This window comes from Jatrophihabitans sp. (assembly GCF_036389215.1).
Lineage (GTDB): Bacteria > Actinomycetota > Actinomycetes > Mycobacteriales > Jatrophihabitantaceae > Jatrophihabitans_A.
Map to the genome: position 1 here is coordinate 1 of NZ_DASVQG010000175.1, position 22299 is coordinate 22299.

The 22299-nt window shown below is 70.1% G+C and carries 19 protein-coding genes and 1 pseudogene; 13 read left to right on the forward strand and 7 right to left on the reverse strand.

The annotated features are described in order from the left end of the window. The first annotated feature begins 154 nt into the window (after positions 1-154). From VF542_RS09005 to VF542_RS09035, 7 genes are all read left to right on the forward strand, one after another. Positions 155-1375: a cytochrome P450 gene (locus VF542_RS09005; RefSeq protein WP_408651366.1), complete on the forward strand. Its 1221-nt coding sequence runs from the start codon at positions 155-157 to the stop codon at positions 1373-1375. A 63-nt stretch (positions 1376-1438) separates the two neighbouring features. Next, complete coding sequence (locus VF542_RS09010; RefSeq protein ID WP_408651367.1) at positions 1439-1705, forward strand: DUF2191 domain-containing protein; 267 nt, start codon at positions 1439-1441, stop codon at positions 1703-1705. After that, positions 1702-2133, forward strand: coding sequence for a TA system VapC family ribonuclease toxin (locus VF542_RS09015; RefSeq protein WP_408651368.1), 432 nt, complete (start codon positions 1702-1704; stop codon positions 2131-2133). Before VF542_RS09010 ends, VF542_RS09015 begins: the two co-directional genes overlap by 4 nt. Before the next feature lie 13 nt (positions 2134-2146). Next, on the forward strand, positions 2147-3448 hold the full coding sequence (locus tag VF542_RS09020; RefSeq protein ID WP_408651369.1) for a thymidine phosphorylase: 1302 nt from the start codon (positions 2147-2149) through the stop codon (positions 3446-3448). Then, positions 3435-4199, forward strand: coding sequence for an acVLRF1 family peptidyl-tRNA hydrolase (locus VF542_RS09025; RefSeq protein ID WP_408651370.1), 765 nt, complete (start codon positions 3435-3437; stop codon positions 4197-4199). Before VF542_RS09020 ends, VF542_RS09025 begins: the two co-directional genes overlap by 14 nt. Before the next feature lie 169 nt (positions 4200-4368). Continuing rightward, positions 4369-6720, forward strand: coding sequence for a GDSL-type esterase/lipase family protein (locus tag VF542_RS09030; RefSeq protein WP_408651371.1), 2352 nt, complete (start codon positions 4369-4371; stop codon positions 6718-6720). Positions 6721-6818: 98 nt separating this feature from the next. After that, complete coding sequence (locus VF542_RS09035) at positions 6819-7661, forward strand: alpha/beta fold hydrolase (RefSeq protein WP_408651372.1); 843 nt, start codon at positions 6819-6821, stop codon at positions 7659-7661. A 40-nt stretch (positions 7662-7701) separates the two neighbouring features. On the opposite strand, the gene VF542_RS09040 is transcribed toward VF542_RS09035, so the two are convergent. Next, positions 7702-9456: a DNA polymerase gene (locus VF542_RS09040; protein ID WP_408651373.1), complete on the reverse strand. Its 1755-nt coding sequence runs from the start codon at positions 9454-9456 to the stop codon at positions 7702-7704. Positions 9457-9558: 102 nt separating this feature from the next. Here VF542_RS09040 and VF542_RS09045 point away from each other — a divergent pair, with 102 nt between their 5' ends. The 3 genes from VF542_RS09045 to VF542_RS09055 all read left to right on the forward strand — a co-directional run bounded on the left by VF542_RS09045 (position 9559) and on the right by VF542_RS09055 (position 12845). Further along, positions 9559-10473 carry an aldose 1-epimerase family protein gene (locus tag VF542_RS09045; RefSeq protein WP_408651374.1) on the forward strand — a complete coding sequence of 305 codons (915 nt, stop codon included), beginning with the start codon at positions 9559-9561 and terminating at the stop codon, positions 10471-10473. 110 nt (positions 10474-10583) lie between these two features. After that, positions 10584-12578: a thioredoxin domain-containing protein gene (locus VF542_RS09050; RefSeq protein WP_408651375.1), complete on the forward strand. Its 1995-nt coding sequence runs from the start codon at positions 10584-10586 to the stop codon at positions 12576-12578. A gap of 9 nt (positions 12579-12587) precedes the next feature. Beyond that, positions 12588-12845 (forward strand): hypothetical protein, encoded by a 258-nt coding sequence (locus VF542_RS09055; RefSeq protein ID WP_408651376.1) that lies wholly within the window; start codon positions 12588-12590, stop codon positions 12843-12845. Between the two features lie 398 nt (positions 12846-13243). On the opposite strand, the gene VF542_RS09060 is transcribed toward VF542_RS09055, so the two are convergent. Further along, positions 13244-14623 (reverse strand): glycoside hydrolase family 16 protein, encoded by a 1380-nt coding sequence (locus VF542_RS09060; RefSeq protein ID WP_408651377.1) that lies wholly within the window; start codon positions 14621-14623, stop codon positions 13244-13246. Between the two features lie 230 nt (positions 14624-14853). On the opposite strand from VF542_RS09060, the gene VF542_RS09065 reads away from it, so the two are divergent. Further along, the gene (locus VF542_RS09065) at positions 14854-15621 is read left to right on the forward strand and encodes an isoprenyl transferase (protein WP_408651378.1); all 768 of its coding nucleotides are present in this window, start codon (positions 14854-14856) and stop codon (positions 15619-15621) included. 300 nt (positions 15622-15921) lie between these two features. Continuing rightward, positions 15922-17280: a PhoH family protein gene (locus VF542_RS09070; RefSeq protein ID WP_408651379.1), complete on the forward strand. Its 1359-nt coding sequence runs from the start codon at positions 15922-15924 to the stop codon at positions 17278-17280. Between the two features lie 11 nt (positions 17281-17291). On the opposite strand, the gene VF542_RS09075 is transcribed toward VF542_RS09070, so the two are convergent. The 4 genes and pseudogenes from VF542_RS09075 to glpX all read right to left on the reverse strand — a co-directional run bounded on the left by VF542_RS09075 (position 17292) and on the right by glpX (position 21262). After that, entirely contained in the window at positions 17292-17873 is a 582-nt protein-coding gene (locus tag VF542_RS09075; protein WP_408651380.1) for a pyridoxamine 5'-phosphate oxidase family protein, read from the reverse strand. A gap of 41 nt (positions 17874-17914) precedes the next feature. After that, a complete protein-coding gene (locus VF542_RS09080; protein ID WP_408651381.1) occupies positions 17915-19408 on the reverse strand; it encodes a class II fumarate hydratase in 1494 nt (497 codons plus the stop codon). 351 nt (positions 19409-19759) lie between these two features. Next, a pseudogene (locus VF542_RS09085) lies at positions 19760-20131 on the reverse strand (YbjQ family protein); the annotation flags it as partial. Between the two features lie 69 nt (positions 20132-20200). Beyond that, a complete protein-coding gene (glpX, locus tag VF542_RS09090; RefSeq protein WP_408651382.1) occupies positions 20201-21262 on the reverse strand; it encodes a class II fructose-bisphosphatase in 1062 nt (353 codons plus the stop codon). 190 nt (positions 21263-21452) lie between these two features. On the opposite strand from glpX, the gene VF542_RS09095 reads away from it, so the two are divergent. Continuing rightward, positions 21453-21992 (forward strand): DUF4245 domain-containing protein, encoded by a 540-nt coding sequence (locus VF542_RS09095; RefSeq protein WP_408651383.1) that lies wholly within the window; start codon positions 21453-21455, stop codon positions 21990-21992. 83 nt (positions 21993-22075) lie between these two features. Here the strand turns inward: VF542_RS09095 and VF542_RS09100 are convergent, their stop codons facing one another. Then, entirely contained in the window at positions 22076-22291 is a 216-nt protein-coding gene (locus VF542_RS09100; RefSeq protein ID WP_408651384.1) for an exodeoxyribonuclease VII small subunit, read from the reverse strand. Between the last annotated feature and the right edge of the window lie 8 nt (positions 22292-22299).

Sequence of the window (22299 nt, forward strand, 5' to 3'; positions counted from 1 at the left end):
CATGGCGGCCCGCAGATGCTGGTTGCCGCCGAGGGCGGGCCGATCACCGTGGCGGGCCTGCTGCCCAACGCCTTCGGCCCGCAGGACCTGGCCGCTCTGGACGCCGCCGCCAGGGCGGACAAGACGGCGAGCGAACCGGCACCGGGGTGAGGCGGTGATCAGCAGCCGGCTGGAGCTCGGGTCGGCGGCGGTCATCGACGATCCCTACCCGCACTTCGCCGAGTCCCGGCGCCGGGCCGCCGTGCAGTGGCATGACGGGACCGGCATGTGGCTGGCCTTCGGGCATGCCGAGGCGAACGCGGTGCTGCGCAGCCGTGGCCTGGGCCGGATCTGGACGCCGCGCTGGCCGGACGTGCCGATGCCCGGTTTCGAGCTGATCCACCGCAACTCGATGCTGGAGAACGAGCCGCCGGTGCATACCCGGCTGCGCAGGTTGGTGGCCTCGGCCTTCGCCCGTGGCCACGTCGAGCGGTTGCGCCCGCGGGTCGCCGAACTGGCCGAGGGCCTGGCCGGCACGCTGGCCGGGGCCGGCCGCGGCGGGGTGGCCGTGGACCTGATCGCCGGCTTCGCCGAGCCGCTGCCGGTGCAGGTGATCGCCGAGCTGCTGGGCGTCCCGGAGTCCGATCGGTCGCTGTTGCGGCCGTGGTCCAACGCGATCGTGAAGATGTATGAGTACCAGGTCAGCCCGGCGCAGCGCGACGCCGCCGAGGCGGCAGCGGGGGAGTTCGTCGGCTACCTGCGCGAGCTGGTGCGGCGGCGCCGCGGCCGACCGGAGGCCGACCTGATCAGCTCGCTGATCGCCGAGACCGACTCCGACGGTGCCCGGTTGAGCGAGGACGAGCTGGTCACCACCTGCACGCTGCTGCTCAACGCCGGGCACGAGGCCAGCGTCAACGTGGTCGGCAACGGGGTGCTGGCGCTGTTCGCCCATCCCGGCCAGTGGCAGCGGTTGCTCGCGGCCGAGGCCGCCGGCCAATCGCTGGTGGACAGCGGGGTCGAGGAGCTGATCCGCTTCGACTCGCCGCTGCAGCTGTTCGAACGGACCGCGATCATCGACACCCGGATCGGTGGGATCACGGTCCGGGCCGGGGAGAAGATCGCGGCCCTGCTCGGCTCGGCCAACCGCGATCCCGCCGTGTTCGAGGACCCCGACCGGCTGGACGTGGCCCGGGCGGACAACCCACACCTGGGCTTCGGTGCCGGTATCCACTTCTGCGTCGGTGCGCCGCTGGCCCGGGTGGAGCTGCAGACCTCGCTGCGCACGCTGCTGCGCCGCTTTCCCGCGCTCCGGCCGGCGACGGAGGATCTCGGGGCGCTGCGCCGGCGCGAGTTCGTGATCCGGGGCGTTTCGTCGTTGCCGGTGCTGCTGAGCTAGCGTCGTCCTTCGCCCCGCCCACAGGCAGATACCGCTAGCGGTATCGACGTTACCGTGAGCGGTATGAAGACCAGCTTCGACATCTCCGAGCCGCTGCTGCGCGAGGTCCAGCAACTGGCGAAACAGCGTGGCACCACCACGAAGAGCCTGGTCGAACTGGCCTTGGCCAAGTTCCTGGCCGAGGCCGCGACGACGACTACGAACTTCACGCTCCGGGATGTCAGTTTCGGCGCGGGCGGCATGACGGCGGAATTCGCGAACGCGGGGTGGGAACGGATCCGAGACGAGATCTACCCGGTGCCAGAACCGTTCCGCTCTCAGCTTCGATGATCGCCGTCGACAGCAACGTGCTGGTGTACGCCCACCGTCCGGACAGCATCCACCATTCCGAGGCGGTGACGGCCGTCCGGTCACTGGCCGAAGGCGGCTCGTCCTGGGCGCTGCCCTGGCCCTGCTTGCACGAGTTCTACGGGGTGGTGACCGATCCTCGATTGTTCGCCCGGCCAACGCCATCGGCCATCGCCCTGGACCAGATCGGCGCGTGGGCCGAGTCACCGTCCGTGCGGCTGCTGGCCGAATCGCCCCTGCACCTGCACACCCTCAGCCAACTGCTGGGCGCATCCAAGCTGGCCGGACCGGCGGTGCACGACGGGAAGATCGCCGCGATCTGCCTGGACCACGGGGTGCGCGCGCTGCTGACGATGGATCGGGACTTCACCCGGTTCCCGGCGCTCACCACCCGCAGCTTGCTCGCGTGAGAGGCTTTCCGCCATGCCGCCCAGCCCTCCGGAACCGTTCGACGCCGTCAGCGTGATCCGCACGAAGCGCGATCGCGGGCGCATTCCCGACGCCGAGATCGACTGGGTGATCGACGCCTACACCCGGGGCGTGGTCGCCGAGGAGCAGATGTCGGCGCTGGCCATGGCGATCCTGCTCAACGGCATGGCAGCGGACGAGCTGGCCCGCTGGACGCAGGCGATGATCGCCTCCGGCGAGCGGCTGGACCTGTCGGCGGTCCGCCGGCCCACCACCGACAAGCACTCGACCGGTGGCGTCGGTGACAAGATCACCCTGCCGCTGGCGCCGCTGGTGGCTGCGCTGGGCGCGGCGGTGCCACAGCTGTCCGGGCGCGGCCTCGGGCACACCGGGGGCACCCTGGACAAGCTGGAGTCGATTCCCGGCTGGCGGGCGAACCTGTCCAACGCCGAGTTCCTGGCGCAGCTGGACTCGGTCGGCGCGGTGATCTGCGCCGCGGGGGACCAGCTGGCGCCCGCGGATCGCAAGCTGTACGCGCTGCGCGATGTCACCGGCACCGTGGAGGCGATCCCGCTGATCGCCAGCTCCATCATGAGCAAGAAGATCGCCGAGGGCTCCGCCGCCCTGGTGCTCGACGTCAAGGTCGGCACCGGGGCGTTCATGAAGAACCGGCAGGACGCCCGAGCCCTCGCCGAGACGATGGTGGCGCTGGGTACCGCGGCCGGCACCTCCACCGTGGCCCTGCTCACCGACATGGACACGCCGCTCGGCCTGACCGCCGGAAATGCCCTGGAAGTGCGGGAGGCCGTGGAGGTGCTGGCCGGAGGCGGGCCGCCGGATGTGGTCGAGCTGACGGTGGCGCTGGCGGTGGAGATGCTGGCCGGTGCGGGCATCACCGGCGTCGATCCCGCCGAGGCGCTCGCCGACGGCAGGGCGATGGACGTCTGGCGGGCGATGATCGCCGCCCAGGGCGGTGACCCGGACGCCGAGCTGCCGGTCGCCGCCGAGCGGCAGGTGCTGGCCGCCCCCTCGTCCGGAGTGCTCACCCGGCTGGACGCCTACGCGGTCGGGGTCGCGGCCTGGCGGCTGGGTGCCGGCCGGGCCCGCAAGGAGGATCCGGTCTCGGCCGGGGCCGGCGTGGTGCTGCTGGCCAAGCCCGGTGACCGGGTGCGGGCCGGGCAACCGCTGCTGGAGTTGCACGCCGATGACCCGGCCCGGTTCGAGCGGGCGCTGCAGGCCCTGGACGGCGGCTTCGACATCGGCAGCGATGCCGGCTTCAGCCGGGGGCCGCTGGTGATCGAGCGTGTTGGAGCCTGAGCCGGCTGAGCTGCCCGAACCGGCTGAGCGGGCCGGGCCGGTTGAGCGGGCCGGGCCGGTTGGGTACCCGATACCGCAGGACGCCCGCCGGCTGAGCGTGCCGGCGGCCCGGCTGCCGAAGTGGCTGGACGGCTTCGCCGACCGGCACGGCAGCCTGCGGACCTGGCTGGTGCCTGATCCCGCACTCGGGCAGGGCTCGCCCGAGCAGGACGGCTCGCCGGAGCGGGTGGTGATCAGCGCGGCAGACGGCTCGACGGTGTGGATCGAGGTGCCGTTCCGGCCCTGGCAACCGGAGGCGTCCCGGCCGCTGACCTCGCTGCAGCTGCACCTGAACCAGCCCCGAAGGATCGGCGTGCTGCTGGTGCGCCGGGGCGGGTACGCCGCCGGGGTGTTCGACGGCTCCGAGCTCGTGTCGTCCAAGGTGGGTTCGGCCTACGTCCAGGGCACCACCAAGGCCGGCGGCTGGTCCCAGCAACGCTTCGCCCGGCGGCGAGCCAACCAGGCACGACACGCCTTCGGCGAAGCGGCCGAGGTGGCGGTGCGGATCCTGCTGCCCGAAGCGAACCGGCTGGCGGCGCTGATCTGCGGCGGGGACAGGGCTGCCGTCGAGGCCGCGCTGTCCGATCCCCGGCTGGCGCCGCTGCTGCCGCTGCGTAGCCCGCCGTTCCTCGCCGTGCCCGATCCGCGGCTGAAGGTCCTGCAGGCGACCCCGGAGCAGTTCCTCGCGGTCAGCCTGGCGATCCACCCCTAGCCGGCGTCCTGCTGTCGCGGCGCATCGCATCGTCGAGGTGAATGGCTTGTCGTGAATGGCTTGTCGTGATTGGCAGACAGTGGTTAGCTCTGCCAGGTGGTGGCGTCGGGTTGCGGCCGCTGCTGCAATTCGGGGGAATGCGAGCACGCCAATGATCTGTCGTCCCATCGTGGTTTCGGCTGCGGCGCTCGTCGTGTTCCTGGGCCTCGCGCCTGAGGCAACGGGGCAACCGAGCGCAAGCCCGACGAGCGGCGGCACGGGGGGCCACGCAGCGATCAGATCGGCACGGTCGGCACTGACCGTTGCCAATGCGATCACCTTCGACGAGTACCCCCTGGACACGGCGATCACCGATCAGTACGCCGACCGGGGTGTTGTCTTCGGGGGCGACACTCCGTTCATCACTACGGACGACGACAATCCCACATCGCCTGTGCTGAGCGGCAGCCCGCGGTTCACCGGTGACATAACAATGAGAATCGTTGAACCTGGGACGCAGCTACCCAGTACCGCAAATGGCATTCAGCTGGATGTTGGCTATATCAACAATTCGAATTCGGTGGAGCTGGACTACTACGCCGCCGACGGGAGCCCGCTCGGATCCGCTCGCGCCAATGCGGAAGGTATCAACACGGTACGCCTGCCCGCCCGCGGGATCGCTTCGGTGCGGATCAGTGCGGTTCTTGACGAACCGTACGGTTTCGCCATTGACAACGTCGAGATCAACACGAACAACGCGCCACTCAGCGCCCCGGGCCGCATGGTCGCGTTAGGTGACTCCTTCACTTCCGGTGAAGGACTGGTGCCCGAGAAGAACCTCTACTACGACTGCGGCACCGACATGCATAAAGGCACGTACTTCCAGAACACCAACCTGGGGAACGGCGTCGTCCATCCGTATTGCGACACGATTACCAAGGCCGCTCCGCCGCCTGACTACTACAAGCGCCCCATCGTCACGTACGAGAATCTTTGTCATCGTCACGGCCGCGCGTGGCCCAACCAGGTGCGGCAATCGCTGGGCATCAACGCCCAGGACTCCATTTTCCTGGCCTGCTCCGGCGCCCGAACATATAACGTCGGCTACTTGGACAGCGGCAACGTGGCGCAGTACCCGAAGTCACCCAACGGCGTCGCTGGCGGCCATGTCCAAGCCGTCGATGCGGCCAACTTCCTCGACAAGAGCGCGGTGCCGGTCGGACTGGTCACCCTGGGTGTCGGCGGCAATGATGAGGGTTTCAAGGAGTTGCTCACAAAATGCATGAGACGGACATGCCTCGACGATGTCGATGACCCTTACTTCGCCCAAGACGCGCTGACCAAGATCGACAATATCGTGTACCCGAGGCTGGTCACGACATTCAGCAACGTGAGAGCAGCGTTCCCCGATGCGGCTGTCCTGACCTATGGATATCCCAGTGTGCTCAATCCGTCCTTGAGCTGCATCGGTTTGCACGGCCCGCTGTATGAGCTGGATGAGAGTGAGCGGACGTGGGCGGAGGAAACGCTGCTGCCGGCTCTCAATCAGGCTGTCGCCGATGCCGCGGCTACGGCCGGGGTGACGTATATGCCGATCGAGCAGGTAACCCGAGGACATGAGATCTGCACTTCGGATCCATGGATAAACGGGCTTCGTCTCGGCAGCGACAACTTCTTGCACATCGCGACCGAGTCATTCCATCCGAACCAGAAGGCCCACGACGCCATCGCCAAGTACTTCCTCGCGCATTACACAGATGGCAAAGCTCATCTGACCTTCGCCAACCCCGCGCCTGACCCGACCATCGCACCGCCCGCAAACAGCGTGCACGTAGTCGTGGGCGGCGTCGACGGCCAACCGATCGGGATGTGTGGCGTGACATGCCTGCAGCCGGCATGCGCCTCGACAAGTTGCCAACTCAGCGTGAATGTCTCAGACCTGTCACCGAACACCGTGGTGCACGTCGGCCTCCATTCAGACCCCGTGGACTTGGGTGATCTGCTCACCGATGACAACGGCCACGCCCAGGGGACCTTCAACGTGCCCTCGAGCGTCCCGGACGGAATCCACACGATCGAGGTAGCCGGGGTGGACGCTGACGGCATACCTCAGCTAGCCGATTCGGAAGTGACACTGGCGCGGCAGGATCTGCCCTTGCCGAAGCTGTACCAGGACTTCGTGCCGGTGCGGCCGGAGCGGTTGTTGGATACCAGGGCGGGTGCTGGGCAGCGGGGTTACACCGGTGCTCGGCCGGTTGCCGGGGCGACGGTGCCTTTGACGGTGGTGGGGGCGGGGGCTGCGGCAGTGCCCGTTGATGCGGCTGCGGTGGTGCTGAATGTGACGGCTACCAACGCGGGCACCGGGTATGTGACGGTGTGGCCGTGTGGCAGCGCCCGGCCGTTGGCGTCGAACTTGAATCTGGTCGCGGGCCAGACCAGCCCGAACTTGGTGACGGTGCCGATCGGCAGCGGTGGGCAGGTGTGCCTGTTCACCTCCGGCGGTGCTGACCTGATCGCCGACATCGCCGGCTATCACCCCTGACGTCGGCCGGAACCGACAGCGGTCCTGCAAGGACTGGTGACAGCCTCCGAATCTGACTCACCGGGTAAGAACGCCGGTCCATCAGGCATCATGTGCCGGTGGCCCAGCGCGGTGTGATCAGGCACCAGGGCAGGCTGCTGTCCTACCAGGACCTCGGCCCGGTCGATGGCCCGGTGGTGCTGCTGATCCACGGCATGGTCTCCGACAGCACCACCTGGGCCCGGGCTGCCGAGCGACTCGCCGAGCGGGGTTACCGGGTGCTCGCGCCGGACCTGCTGGGCCACGGTGACTCCGACAAGCCGGCGGACGGGTACCAGCTCGTCGATTTCGCCGACAGCCTGGCGACGCTGCTCACCGAACTGGACGCCCGGGAGGTGACCGTGGCCGGGCACTCATTCGGCGGCGCGGTGGCGATGCGGCTGGCCCATGACCAACCGGAGCTGGTGCGGCGGCTGGTGCTGGTCTCAGCCGGCGGCCTGGGGCGGCGGGTACATCCGGTGCTGCGGGCTGCCACCCTGCCCGGCGCGCACAGCCTGGTGCGGTTGGTGGTCAACTCCCGCACCGCCGCCCTTTACAGCCGGCCCCGGCTGCACCGCTCGCTGCGGCTCAGCCCGGACGTGGTGGCCAACCTCGGCCGGGCGGGCCGCGGACTGGCCTCGCCGCCGGGCCGGGCCGCCTTCTTCCTGACCCTGAAGATGGCGATCGACCCGTTCGGGCAACGCGGTTCGCTGCTGGAGCTCGAGGATGTCCGACTGGACCTGCCCACCCTGATCGTCTGGTCCGAGCGCGACCCGGTGGTGCCGGTGGCGCACGCGCACGAGACGCACGCCCACCTGCGCAACAGCACCCTGGAGATCTTCCCGGGTTCCACCCACCAGCCGCATCACCATTCCGCGCAGCGGTTCGTCGAGGTGCTGTCGGACTTCATCGCCGCCACCTGAGCGGTCCACGGTCAGTCCTTCGCCTCCGACCAGCGCCCGATCAGTCCTTCGCCTCCGACCAGCGCCCGATCACGCTGACGTCGGCGACGAAGCGCACCGAGTCATCCGGTGCCCAGCGCGCCGCGGCCTCCTGCAGGCAGTCGGTCAGCAGCTGCCGGACCGCCGGCCCGTGCTCGGCCGGCACCTGGACCAGCAACTCATCGTGCAGGCAGAGCACCACCCGGGCCTGCAATCCCAGCCCGCGGGCCCGGACGGTCACCGCCCAGGCCTTGAACAGTTCGGCCGCCGCTCCCTGCACCACCGCGTTGCGGGCGTACCGGCCCCGGCTGGCGACGGCCGAGCGTTCCTGCTCGGCGTCCAGGTTGGGCGGCGTCGGCCACATCCGCACCAACCGGCCGCCGTAGGTGCGTACCGATCGCCCGGCCCGGCCGGCGTCATAGGCCTCCCGCAGGTAGCGCATCGCCACCGGGTAGGCCGACTCCATGCCTTGCAGCGCCTGGCCGGCGGCGCCGGAGGTCTGGCCGTACATCGCCGCCAGCACCGCGATCTTCGCGGTCGGCCGGTCGACGCCGAGCCGGCCGGCCACCGGGGCGTACAGGTCATCGTCCTGGGTGGCCTTGGCCAGCGACCGGTCGCCGGAGATCGCGGCGAGCACCCGCGGCTCGATCTGCCCGAGGTCGGCCCGGACGAACACCTGTCCGGCCGAAGCCGCCACCGCCGGCCGCAGGTCGGCTGGCAGGTTGTGCAACCCGGCCTGGGCGGTCATCCGCCCGGCGGCACCGTCGGAACCGCTCCAGGCACCGCGCAGCCGGGCATCCGGGCCGACATTGCGGGCCAGCCAGTCATAGCCGAAGGTGGTGGCGATCCGCTCGGCCTTGCGCCAGGCCAGCAGCGCCTCCACCACCGGATGGGCGCCGAGGAACCGCTCCAGCCGCCAGGACCGGGTGTCCGGGACGTCGATGCCGACCCGGGCCAGCATGGTGCGGACCTGGGCGGGGTTGCGCAGGTCTATCCCGTCGGAGCTGGGCAGCAGGTGCAACACCGCGCTGTCGCGGCGCTCGCGCAGCAGGCCGGCGTCCTCGGCGTCCCGCGGCCGGGGGCCGGCGAACGAGGCGATGATCTGCTCGGCGCGGGCCAGGTCGATCGGCAGGCCGTCCACGGTCAGCTCGGCGCACAGCAGCTCGGCGGCCGATTCCGAGCGTGCGGTGGCGAGCACGTCCCCGGCGGCCGGCACCGCGGCCAGCCGCCGCTGTTGCAGCTCGGTGGCCCGCAGCGCGGTCTGCGCCCACCTGGCCAGCCGCAACGGATCGCGTGCCCAGCCGCCGCCGGCCCATTCCGGGCGAAGGTAGAGATCGGGCCGGACCGGCTCCTCCGGGTCGGTGCCCTCGTCGCCGGCATCGCCGAACAGGTCGAGCTGCCCGGTGCCCGGTGCCGAGGCCGGGTCGAGATCGTGCAGGGCGGCCCAGATCAGCGCCGGGTCACCGTTCCAGCCGCCGAAGATCAACCGGTGCACCGCGACCAGGTCCCAGCAGGTTGCCACCCGGACGCCCGCGCGGGTCAGCTCGATCGGTGTCTGCTGGGACCACCACACCCAGCGCGGCCGGAATTCCTGCTCGAGCCGGGCCACCACCGCGGCGGGCTCAGGGGTGGCCAGCGCCCACCGGCCGCCGGCCGGCTCGGCGATGCCCAGCCCGCGATCGGGCACCAGGCTCAGCGCGAGCAGGCCGCCCCGTGCCAGGCCGCGCCGCCGCAGCTCGGCCGGCAGCTCCTCGGCGGTGTCGAGCTGGTGCGGCACCTGCCCATCCTGTCAAACGAGACCGGTCACCGGCCGCGGCCGGCCGCGCCAGTAGGTTTGATGGGAGCAGAGCCGGAACGCAGCGCCGAGAGGAACACCGTCATGACGATCAACGGTCAGCGATGGGATCTGGAGTACGGCGCCCAGCGGGCCTCGGTCGTCCAGCGGGGTGGCGCGCTGCAGACGTACACGGTGGACGGCATCGACATCGTGGACGGGTTCGCCGACGACGAACTGCCGCCGGCCTTCAACGGTGCCGTGCTGGCCCCCTGGCCCAACCGGATCCGCGACGGCCGGTGGACCTGGAACGGCCAGCAGTACCAGCTGCCGGTCACCGAGCCGTCGACCGGCGCGGCACTGCACGGCCTGGTCAGCGACGTGCTCTGGCAGGCCGACTCCGTCGGCACCGACGCGGTCACGCTCAGCGTCCCGATCGCGCCCAGCGCCGGTTATCCGTTCGAGCTGCGGGTCACGGTGACCTGGTCGCTGTCAGCCGACGGTCTGCGCTGCCAGCTCGGCGCGCTGAACACCGGGCTGGAGTCGGCGCCCTTCGGGGTGGCGACCCACCCGTTCTTCCGGCTGCCCGGTGCCCGGGTGGACGACCTGGACCTGACGCTGCCGGCCGGGCAGTGGCTGGAAACCGACTCGAACCTGCTGCCGGTGGCGCTGCGGCCGACCGGGAACTCGGAACTGGACTTCACCGAGCCGCGGCCACTGGGTGGGCTCCGGCTGGATACCGCGTTCACGGCGGTGATGCCGGACTTCCACGTGATCAGCTCGGCGGTGCTGACGTGCCGCGGATCCGCCGTGACCATCTGGGCGGAGCCGGACTTCACCTGGTGGCAGATCTACACCTCCGACTACTTCGAGCCGGACTCCGAGCGCTTGCGTCGCGGCCTCGCGGTGGAGGCGATGACCTGCGGGCCGGACGCGTTCAACTCCGGTGCCGATCTGATCGTGCTGGAGCCGGGAGTGCCGTGGTCGGCCGGCTGGGGTGTGCGAGCGCAACTCGGCTGAGCTACGTCAACCCGAATGGGCCGCCGGACCTTCGGCGCGGTTGGGGCTGGCCGTGCGCTGGCATAGCGTGGACCCAGCGCCGCTCCCACCGGCGCAAAAGGAGAACCGACGTGAGCAACCGGCTGGCCGATGCGACGAGCCCCTACCTTGCCCAGCATGCCGGCAACCCGGTGGACTGGTGGCCGTGGTGTGAGGAGGCATTCGCCGAAGCCCGCCGCCGGAACGTCCCGGTGCTACTGAGTGTCGGATACGCCGCCTGCCACTGGTGCCACGTGATGGCGCACGAGTCCTTCGAGGACGACGAGGTCGCGGCGGTGCTCAACGACCGGTTCGTGGCGATCAAGGTCGACCGCGAGGAGCGGCCGGACATCGACGCGATCTACATGGCTGCCACCACGGCGATGACCGGGCACGGTGGGTGGCCGATGACCTGCCTGCTGACGCCGTCCGGTGAGCCGTTCTTCTGCGGAACCTACTTCCCCAAGGAAGGGTTCCTGCGGTTGCTGGACGCGGTCACGCAGGCCTGGACCGAGCGGCAGGACGAGGTGCTGGCCACCAGTAGCAGGATCGTGCGGGCGTTGCAGACGGCGCTGGTATCGGGCGACGCGCGGGCGCTCGGCCCGACCGAACTGGAGCAGGCCGCTGCCCGGCTGGGCCAGCACTACGACCGGGCCAACGGCGGTTACGGGTCCGCGCCGAAGTTCCCGCCGTCCATGGTGCTGGAGTTCCTGCTGCGCCATTACGCCAGCACCGGCTCCGCTGAGGCCTTGGAGCAGGTTCAGGGCACCTGCGAGGCGATGGCCCGGGGCGGGATCTATGACCAGCTGGCCGGCGGCTTCGCCCGCTACTCCGTCGATGCCGAATGGATCGTGCCGCACTTCGAGAAGATGCTCTACGACAATGCACAGCTGCTGCGGGTCTACCTGCACCTGTGGCGGGCCACCCGGTCGCCGCTGGCCGAGCGGGTCGCGCACGAGACCGCGCAATTCCTGCTGCGCGACCTGCGCACCGAAGAGGGCGTCTTCGCCTCGGCGCTGGACGCCGACACCGAAGGCGTCGAGGGCCTGACCTACGCCTGGACTCCGCAACAGCTGACCGAGGTGCTCGGCGAGGCGGACGGCGCCGCCGCGGCCGGGCTGCTCGGCGTCACCGCTCAGGGCACCTTCGAACTGGGCAGCTCGACACTGCGGCTGCGTACCGATCCGCGCGACCGCAGGTGGTGGGCCGGCGTCCGTGCCCGGCTGCTCGCCGCCCGCAACGAACGCCCGCAACCTGCTCGTGACGACAAGGCGATCACCGCCTGGAACGGCCTGGCGATCGCCGCGCTCGCCGAGGCCGGCGTGCTGCTGGAACGGCCGGCCTACCTTGCCGGCGCGCAGGAGTGCGCCGACTTCCTGCTGAGCCGGCATCTGGTCGAGGGCCGGTTGCACCGCTCGTCCCGGGCGGGTTCGATCAGCGACGCGATGGGCGTGGCCGAGGACTACGGCGACCTCGCCGAGGGATTGCTGGCCCTGCACCAGGCCACCGCCGACCCGCGCTGGCTGGAGTCGGCCGGGCAGCTGCTGGAGGTGGCGCTGACCCGGTTCGGCGATGGCCAAGGCGGCTTCTACGACACCGCCGATGATGCCGAGACGCTGTTCAGCCGGCCGCGGGACGCATCCGACAACGCCTCGCCGTCCGGGCAGTCGGCAGTGGCCGGTGCCCTGCTCAGCTATTCCGCGCTCACCGGCTCGACCCGGCACCGGGAGGCCGCCGACGCGGCGATCGCTGCCGCCGGCGAGCTGGCCGCACGGGAGCCCCGGTTCGCCGGCTGGACCCTCGCCGTCGCCGAAGCGGCCTGCGCCGGCCCGCTGCAGGTGGCCATCGTCGGGTCCGGTCCGGTGGCCCACGGCCTGCTGACGGCCGCCCGCAACAGCACCTCGCCGGGGCTGGTCCTGGGCTTCGGCGAGCCTGACGCTGCGGGCCTGCCCCTGCTCGCCAATCGCCCGCTGCTGGCGGGGGAGCCCGCCGCCTATGTCTGCCGTGGATTCGTCTGCGAGCGTCCGGTCGGCACGGTGGCCGAATTGCTGGCGGCACTGAGCCGAGGTGGCGAGCGAAGCGCTTAGCCTGAATCCATGATGCGGACGCAGCCTCCCGGCTTTCGATGGCTGGTCGGTGGCTTCGCGCTGGTCGCCGCCGTGGCGTTCGGTTTCCGGTATCTCTCAGCCGCCGATCCGATGGACCTGCTGTTCGGCGCGCTCTGCCTGGTGGCAGCCGGCTACTGGCTGATCATCGACCGCGAGCCACCGGCCGACGGTCAGGTCGAGAACGTCTCGCACGTCGGGAATCTGTCCGGTGACGAGGACCCGGGTCACGGGCCGGGCCACGATTGATCCGGTGGCCGCACGAACTGATCGGTGGCCGCACGAACTGATCGGTGGCCGCACAAAGTGATCCGGTGGCCGCACGAAAAGGTGCTCCGCAGGAGCCGGCAGTCCCGTACCGGTACCTGCGGAGCATCCCGTTGCCCCCGCGCTTTACTGCTTCCCCCGCGCTTTACTGCTTCCCCCGCGCTGGTAGTGCTTCCCCCTGCGTAGTGCTCTCCGTGCTGGTAGTGCTTCCCCCTGCTGGTACTGCGTCCCTCTGCGGTATTTAGTCCCCCCAAGTACCGCTTTGAGCTTCCCCGTGCGGATAAGTATGAGGGCCTTACGATAACCACACAATACGCAATTCAGTTACCAATCAATTACCGAGCGTGGTTAACGTAGCGGTTTTTCCGGGCATCTCATGCTCAGCTGAAGGTGAACCAATTCAGGTTGACGAAGTCTTGCCCGGAACCCGTGACGAACTTGAGGTAGACGGTGTGAGTGCCGGTGGTGCTGCTGATGCCGCCCGGTACCGTCCGCCAGCTCTGCCAGCCGCCGGTGTTGCCGACCGAGAAGGTGCCGATGGCCGGGTTGGTCAAGGCGTCGAGGTGCACCTCGATGATCCCGCTGACGCCGGAGGCGGCCCCGCTGGCAACCCGCGCGTTGATCGTGCGCAACCCGGTGGAACCGAAATTGACGCTGTTGTACTGCAGCCAGTCACCGTTGCTGATGTAACCGACATCCTGGCCGCCCCCGGTGTCGGCACACGCCTCGGTCGTCGTGCCGGCCTGGGCCGCGAAGGATTCCGCCTGGATCGTCGAGGTGGCGCCGGTTCCGCCACCGGAGGAACTGCCCTTGGTGTACGCGGCAACGTAGTCCACGAGCATCGGCTGGCCGGACACGGTCGCTGCGGTCGGGCCGCCACCGAACGCCGCCGGGAAACCGCCCCCGATCGCGACGTTGAGAATCAGGAAGAAGCCGTGATGGGTCGCGTTGTTCCAGGTGGTGGCATCGACCTGGGTGGCGCTGATGGTGAAGAAGTTCGCGCCGTCGAGGTAATAGCGGATCTGCTCGGGGGTGACCGAGCGGTCATACTCCATCGCGTAGGTGTGGAACGCGGTCTGGCACCCTGTGCAGGCTCGCTCGCCGCTGCCGATCCCGGTGCTCTCGTTGCACGGCCCGCCCGGGTTGGTGCCGCAGTGCAGCGTCGCGAACTCCGAACTGCGGCCGTTGATGTCCTCCATGATGTCGATCTCGCCGATGCCGGGCCAGTTCGTCGCACCGACCGGACGGGCCGCCTCGCCCAGCATCCAGAAAGCCGGCCAGTACCCCGCGCCGTTGCTGGTGGTGACGTTGGGCTGCTGGATCGAGGCGGCGACCCGCAGCACGCCGCCGGCCGGTGCGGCGAGGTCGGTGCGCTGGGTTTCCACCCGGCCGGACGTCCAGCGCCCGGCGGCGTCCCGGATCGGCTTGATCGCCAGGTGCCCGGCGCCGTCCTGGTAGACGTTGGCGGTGCTGTTGGTGTTGCTCTCGACCTCACCGGTGCCCCAGTTCGGCGCACCACCGGGATAGCCGGTGCCCAGGTCGTAGAGCCACTTCGAGGAGTCCAACGCCGAACCGGCGCCGGCGGTGAAGTCGTCACTGAACACGGTCGTCCATCCGGCGGGTGGCGCCGGCACGGCCGCGGTGGCGGCTGCCAGCAGGCCGGACGAGGTCAGGGGTAGCACCAACGCCAGCGCGCTGATCAGGACGGCCGGCCACCTGCGGCGGCTGGTTGCGGGGACGCCGAAGCTGAGAATCGACACGGGCAGAACCTCTCTGGGAAGGAGGTGCGGGGAGATCGGTATCCGAACTCCAGACCCCGTGAGAGCGCTCCCACGTCAGGGGTGCCTCGATCATAAGCACTGACAGCTATGTTCGGAAAGAGTGATTTGTAGTCCTGGCTTGAGTGACCGAGGCCGGCCGTGCTGCCTACGGCCCGCGCGCCTACTCCGAGATTGCTGACGCGCACGACCTGCGGGTCTAGGGTTGATTTGTGACTGTCCGCGGCGGCCTCTACTCGCTCTACGAGCGCCGGCTGCTCAAGGCGCTGGCCGGGCGTCCGGTGCCCAGGCACGTCGCCGTGATGCTCGACGGCAACCGGCGGTGGGCCCGGGCCGCCGGGCTGGAGGACGTCAACCACGGTCACGTGGTGGGAGCCAGCCACATCGACCACCTGCTCGCCTGGTGCGCCGAGGCCGGCGTCCAGCACGTCACCCTCTGGCTGCTCTCGACCGACAACCTGCACCGCGACCCTGCTGAGGTCGGCCCGCTGCTGCGCATCATCGCCAACGTCGCCGAGGAGCTGTCCGCGCCGGACCAGCCCTGGCAGGTCAATGTCGTCGGCGCTCTGGACACCCTGCCGGCCAGCACCGCCGAGGCCCTCAAGACCGCCGCCGAGCGCTCGGTGGGCAAGACCGGCATGACCGTCAATCTGGCGGTCGGCTACGGCGGTCGCCGCGAGATCGCCGACGCGGTGCGCTCGTTGTTGCAGTCGCAGGCGCAGGCCGGCACCTCCATCGAAGAGCTGGCAGAGATCATCGACGTCGAGCACATCGCCGAACATCTCTACATCAAGGGCCAGCCGGACCCCGACCTGGTGATCAGGACCTCGGGCGAGCAGCGGCTGTCGGGGTTCCTACTGTGGCAGTCGGCGCATTCGGAGTTCTACTTCTGCGACGCCCTCTGGCCCGACTTCCGCAAGACCGACTTCCTGCGCGCGCTGCGGGACTTCTCCGAACGGCAGCGCCGCTTCGGCAGCTGAGGGCGGTTGAGGCCAGTCGAGGCCAGTTGAGGCCAGGCCCAGGCAACCCGCACCCCGATAGGCGCCGGCTGCGGCGTGGCGCGAGGCGGCGGCCCTCCAGCCGCCGTAGCGTCCGTGACAGGCGCTCGGACCACCAGGCCGGCCGCCCGGGAGGTCCCTTGACGGTGGCTAAACGCCAGTGGGGGACGGCATCGCCCCCGTACCATGGGAGATGACCGAACCTCGACAGCGGCAGGCGTTGGTGCCACGCCTGCCCACGGTGTCGCGTACGCCACGATGCCGTAGCGCTCAGGAGCCCATGTGACCAACGCTCGCGCCACTTCCGCCACTGCCGCTGAGGCGGCTGGCCCGGTCGTCAAGACCTTCGTCCTGGACACCTCGGTACTGCTGTCGGATCCCGGCGCGCTGGCCCGGTTCGGTGAGCACGATGTGGTGCTGCCGCTGGTGGTGATCGGTGAGCTGGAGGGCAAGCGCCACCATCCCGAACTGGGCTGGTTCGCCCGCGAGACGCTGCGCGCCCTGGATGACCTGCGGATCAAGCACGGCCGCCTCGATGCGCCGGTGCCGGTGGGCGAGGACGGCGGCACGCTGCATGTCGAGTTGAACCACTCGGACCTGGCCCTGTTGCCGGCCGGGTTCCGGGTGGAGAGCAACGACTCCCGGATCCTCGCGGTGGCGCTGAACCTGGCCAACGAGGGCCGCGATGTGGTGCTGGTGACCAAGGACATGCCGCTGCGGGTCAAAGCGGCCGCCGTCGGGCTCTCGGCCGATGAGTACCGGGTGCATCCGGGCATCGATTCCGGCTGGACCGGCATGGCCGAGATCGACGTGTCCACCGACGTCATCGACTCGCTCTACAACGCCGACCGGGTCGATGCAGCCGAGACCGACGAGCTGCTGAAGGTGGCGGAGTTGCCCTGCCACACCGGCCTGGTGCTGCATTCGGCGCGCGGCTCGGCGCTGGCCCGGGTAACCGCCGACAAGAAGTTGAGGCTGGTGCGCGGTGACCGCGAGGCGTTCGGCCTGCGAGGGCGCTCGGCCGAGCAGCGCATCGCGCTGGACCTGCTGCTCGACCCTGAGGTGGGCATCGTGTCGCTGGGCGGGCGGGCCGGTACCGGCAAGTCGGCGCTGGCGCTGTGCGCGGGCCTGGACGCGGTGATGGAGCGCCGGGCGCACAAGAAGGTGGTGGTCTTCCGGCCGCTGTATGCCGTGGGCGGCCAGGACCTCGGCTACCTGCCCGGCAGCGAGAACGAGAAGATGGCGCCCTGGGCGCAGGCGGTCTTCGACACCCTGGGCGCGCTGATCAGCAAGAACGTCATGGAAGAGGTGCTGGACCGCGGGATGGTCGAGGTGCTGCCGCTGACCCACATCCGCGGCCGGTCCCTGCACGACTCCTTCGTGATCGTCGACGAGGCGCAGTCACTGGAGCGCAACGTGCTGCTGACGGTGCTGTCGCGGATCGGGCAGGGCTCACGGGTGGTGCTGACCCACGACGTGGCCCAGCGCGACAACCTGCGGGTCGGCCGGCACGACGGGGTGGCCGCGGTGATCGAGGCACTGCGCGGGCACCCGCTGTTCGCCCACGTCACCCTCACCCGGTCCGAGCGCTCCCCGATCGCGGCGCTGGTCACCGAGCTGCTGGAGGATGTCAGCCTGTAGGGCCGCGCGACTCAGCCGAGCGGCTCGCGAGCCCGGTCGGCGATGTCGCCGAGCGCCGGCAGGCCGTCGATGGATTCGGCGTTCGTGCTCTCGGGATAGGCCCGGTACGCCGCGGCGCCCTTCTTCTCCTGCCGCAGGTCCAGCACCGAGCGGTCGGCGACGAAGTCCATCAGCGGCACCGCGTACCCGCAGGAGTCGCTCACCCGGTCCAGGTCCACCATCACGATGGCGCGCTGCGCGACGGTCCGCTGCTTGCTGAAGTGGGGCCGCAGCGACTCGAACTCCGCGTCCTGACTCAGCACGACCCGGCCCTTGCCATACAGCCGGACGATGTTCGGCCGGCCGTCGAAGGCCGCGAACATCAGGGTGATCCGGCCGTTCTCGCGCAGGTGGGCGATGGTCTCCGAGCCCGAGCCGTAGTAGTCCAGATAGCCGACCCGGTACTGGTCGAAGACCGCGAAGGTGCCGGCCATGCCCTTGGGCGAGACGTTGACATGGCCGTCACCGCCCAGCGGCGCGGTGCCGACGAAGAAGACCGGCTGGCTCGTCAACCACGTCGCCAGCGTGCTGTCGATACCGTCGTAGACGTGCATCCGGCCTCCTGTCCTGCGGCTGTGTCCTCCAGCGCCGGCTGTTACGGCTGGCCGGCGGGGCGGGTCATCGACAGCACGTCGAGCACCTCGTCGAGCTTGTCCTCGGTGATCGCCCCGGACCGGACATGGCCGCGCTCGATCACCACCTCGCGGATGGTCTTGCGCTCGGCGAGGGACTGCTTGGCGATCTTGGCCGCCTCGTCGTAGCCGACGTAGTGATTGAGCGGCGTGACGATCGAGGGTGAGGACTCGGCATACTCCCGGCACCGCTCGACATTGGCCTCGATGCCGGCCACGCACTTGTCGGCGAAGACGTTGCTCACGTTGGCGATCAGCCGGATCGACTCGAGCACGTTGCGCGCCATCACCGGCAGCATCACGTTCAGCTCGAAGTTGCCGGCCGCGCCGGCGAAGGCGACCGCCGCGTCGTTGCCGATGACCTGGGCCGCCACCTGGCAGACCGCCTCGCACAGCACCGGATTGACCTTGCCGGGCATGATCGAGGAGCCCGGCTGCAGGTCGGGCAGGTACAGCTCGGTCAGCCCGGTACGCGGGCCGGAACCCATCCACCGGATGTCGTTGCTGATCTTGTTCAGGCTGACCGCGACCGTGCGCAGCACGCCAGACAGCTCCACCAGCCCGTCCCGGGCGCCCTGGGCCTCGAAGTGGTCACGCGCCTCGGTCAGCGGCAGGCCGGTCTCGGCGGCGATCAGGGCGATCACGTCCGCGGCGAACCCGGCCGGGGCGTTGATGCCGGTGCCCACCGCGGTGCCACCGAGCGGCAACTCGGCCACCCGGGGCAGGCAGGCCTGCGCCCGCTCGACGCCGTAGCGGACCTGGGCGGCATAGCCGGCGAACTCCTGGCCGAGGGTCACCGGGGTGGCGTCCATCAGGTGGGTCCGGCCGGACTTCACCACGGTGGCGAACTCGGCCGCCTTGGCCTCCAGTGCCGTAGCCAGGTGCCGCAATGCCGGGATCAGGTCCGAGACCACCCCCTTGGTGGCGGCGACGTGGATGGCTGACGGGAACTGGTCGTTGGAGGACAGCGGATCGTTGACGTCGTCGTTGGGATGCACCGAAACCGGACCAGCCGCGCTCAGCCTCTCCGAGGCCAGCGACGCCAGCACCTCGTTGGCGTTCATGTTGGAGGAGGTGCCCGAGCCGGTCTGGAAGACGTCGATCGGGAACTCGGCGTCCCAGTCGCCCCGGGCGACCTCGGCCGCCACCGCGGCGATGGCGTCGGCCTTGGTCTTCTCGAGCAGCCCGCGCTCGGCCCGGATCCGGGCACCCGCGCCCTTGATCAGGGCGAGTCCCGCGATCAGTTCCCGCTCGATCGGCTGACCCGAGATGGGAAAGTTCTGCACCGCCCGCTGGGTCTGAGCGCGCCATTTGGCCTGGGCCGGAACCTGGACCTCGCCCATCGAGTCCTTCTCGATCCGGTAGGGCCCGCCAGCGGAATCCGGCGCCTGCCCGTGCGGTGCGTGCGAGCCGTCCGGGTACTGCGGGCTCGGGTGCTGGATGGACTGCTCAGACATCAGCCGGTGGCTCCCCTGCGTGCGGCGTCACTGCCGTGACGACATCTCCTGCGCAGAGCCTAGCCAGCAAGGCCGGCCGCAAGCTTGTGGCTGTGGCCGGACTAACGCCCGGGCGGGCGGTTACTGCTCGTTCTGGGGCTGGCGCCAGCCCTGGTCACCGGCCTGCTGGGCGCCGGCCTGCTGGGCGCCGGCCTGCTGGGCGCCCTGGTAGTCCCAACCCTGCTGAGCCGGCATGCCCTGACCTGGCATGCCCTCACCCGCCTGACCCGGCATGCCCTGACCGGGTCCCGCCTGAGCCGGCATGCCCTGACCCGGTCCCGCCTGACCCGGCATGCCCTGACCCGGTCCCGCCTGACCCGGCTGGCCGTAGCCCAGCTGCAGCGCCGTCTGCTTGGCGGCCTCGGTCACCGGAACCGCCACCACGGCAGTCGCGTACGCGCAGATCTCACTCCAATTTCCGCCCAGCTCAGTAGTGTCGAACCGCATCGCGACGAGGGCGTTGCCGCCGCGGGCCTGGGCCTCGGCGAAGAGCCGGGTCATCGCCTCGTTGCGGCTCTGCAGCACGTTGCGGGTCATGCCCTGCAACTCGCCACCGACCAAGGACTTGAAGCCGGCTCCCATCTGGGAGAAGGCGTTGCGCGAGCGCACGGTCACCCCGAACACCTCGCCGCAGACGCGCTGGATCTCCCAGCCCGGAATGTCGTTCATGGTGACGCAGAGCATGATGCCTTCTTCCTGGGTAGCGCCGCGTGGGCCGTTTCCTGGGTGCGCCGGGCGGTTGAGGGTGCCAGCCTAGTTGCGGTCGAAGTCCACCGAGGCGTACGCGCGAAGTTTGGACAGCTGGTGCAGGGACTCGACCACCCGGATGGTGCCGGACTTCGACCGCATCACGATCGAGGAGGTGGCCACCGCGCCGCGGTCGTAACGGACCCCGGAGAGCAGCTCGCCGTCGGTGATGCCGGTGGCGCAGAAGAAGACGTCCTCACCGGCCACCAGGTCGGCGGTGGTGAGCACCCGGGACAGGTCGTGCCCGGCGTCCTTGGCCTTCTGGCGTTCCTCGGCGTTCTGCGGCCAGAGCCGGCCCTGGATCGCCCCGCCCATGCACTTCAGCGCCGCGGCGGCGATGATCCCCTCCGGGGTGCCGCCGATGCCCAGCAGCAGGTCGACGCCGGTCCCGGCCCGGGCGGCCATGATCGCGCCGGCCACGTCGCCGTCGGTGATGAACTTGATCCGGGCGCCCGCTGTCCGCACGGCTGCCACCAGGTCGGCGTGCCGGGGGCGGTCCAGGATCACCACCGTGACGTCCTCAGGCCTGCCGCCCTTGGCCTTGGCGACCTTGGCGATGTTGGCCTTCACCGGCGCGGTGATGTCGATGACGTCGGCGGCTTCGGGCCCGGTGGCGATCTTCTCCATGTAGAACACCGCGGACGGGTCGAACATCGAGCCCCGCTCGGCCACCGCGATCACCGCGATCGCATTGGGCATCCCCTTGGCCATCAGGGTCGTGCCGTCGATCGGGTCCACCGCGACGTCGCACTCCGGGCCGGTGCCGTCGCCCACCCGCTCACCGTTGTAGAGCATCGGGGCGTGGTCCTTCTCGCCCTCGCCGATGACGACCACGCCGTCCATCGAGACGGTGCCGATCAGGGTGCGCATGGCATCGACAGCCGCGCCGTCCCCGCCGTTCTTGTCACCGCGGCCGACCCAGCGAGCGGCGGCCATCGCGGCGGCCTCGGTGACCCGGACCAGCTCCAGGGCGAGGTTGCGGTCCGGTGCCTGGCGGCTGACGGCCAGTTCCGGGGGGACCAGACCGGCCGAGTCGGTGCGGTGCTCGGACGGTGCGGGGTCAGTCATTCGGCTGGCCTTTCTCGACGTCCGCGGCGGCGGTGGGCTTCGTGAGCAAGACCTTAGCCTCGGCGTCGACCGACCGCGCATCTGACAGGCTGCGCGGTCCAGGCGGCGATCTGCTCGTCGCAGGGGCACCGGAGCGATGGCTCGGACCCCTGCTTACCGGTTCCATTCGGCTACCGGTGACCATGGACGGGTGACCCGTCCGCTGAACCCGGCCGATCGGCAACGGCTGCGTACCCCGGCCAACCTGTGGCGGGCGCTGATCCCGCTGCTGGTGATCGCCGTGCTGCTGGTGCTGCTGAACCGCCCGAGTGGGCAGAGCTCCGACGGTGTGCACGTCATCGACCCGGCACCGGCGATCGCGGCCGCCCAGCAGCAGGCCGGCTTCCCGGTGCTGGCACCCAGCGGGTTGGGGGAGCGCTGGCGGCCGACCTCGACGGAGCTGGTGCCGGCCGGCCCGTCGGCACCGGCCAGCTTCCGGATCGGATATGTCAGCCCGGCCGGGAAGTATGCCGAGCTGTTCCAGAGCGCCGACGCATCGGACGCCGTTGCCGCCCACTACGGCCCGCTGGCCGCCGATGGCACGACGTCCATCGGCGGCGCCAGCTGGCAGCAGTACGACACCCGGGCCGGGCGGCGATTGCTGCGCCACACCTTCGGCAAGGTGACCGTGATCGTCACCGGCAGCGCGTCACAGCCCGAACTCGCCGAGCTGGCCGGTTCCGTGCACTGAGCTGGCCGGTAGTGCGGGTCAGCTGGCCGGTTCTGGCGGGTCAGCTGGCCGGTTCTGGCGTGTCAGCTGGCCGGTTCTGCGGGTCAGCCGCGGTCGTCGGTGGCCGCGATCGCCGCGTCCAGGCGTGCCCGGGCACCGTCGAGCCACCGCTGGCAGATGCCGGCGAGTTCCTCGCCGCGCTGCCACAGCGACAGCGATTCCTCCAACGGCTGCCCGCCGCTCTCCAGCGCCTGCACGATGTCGCGCAGTTCGGCGCGAGCCGTCTCGTAGCTGATCTCGGGTTCGGGGTTCTCGCTCATCGCAGGCA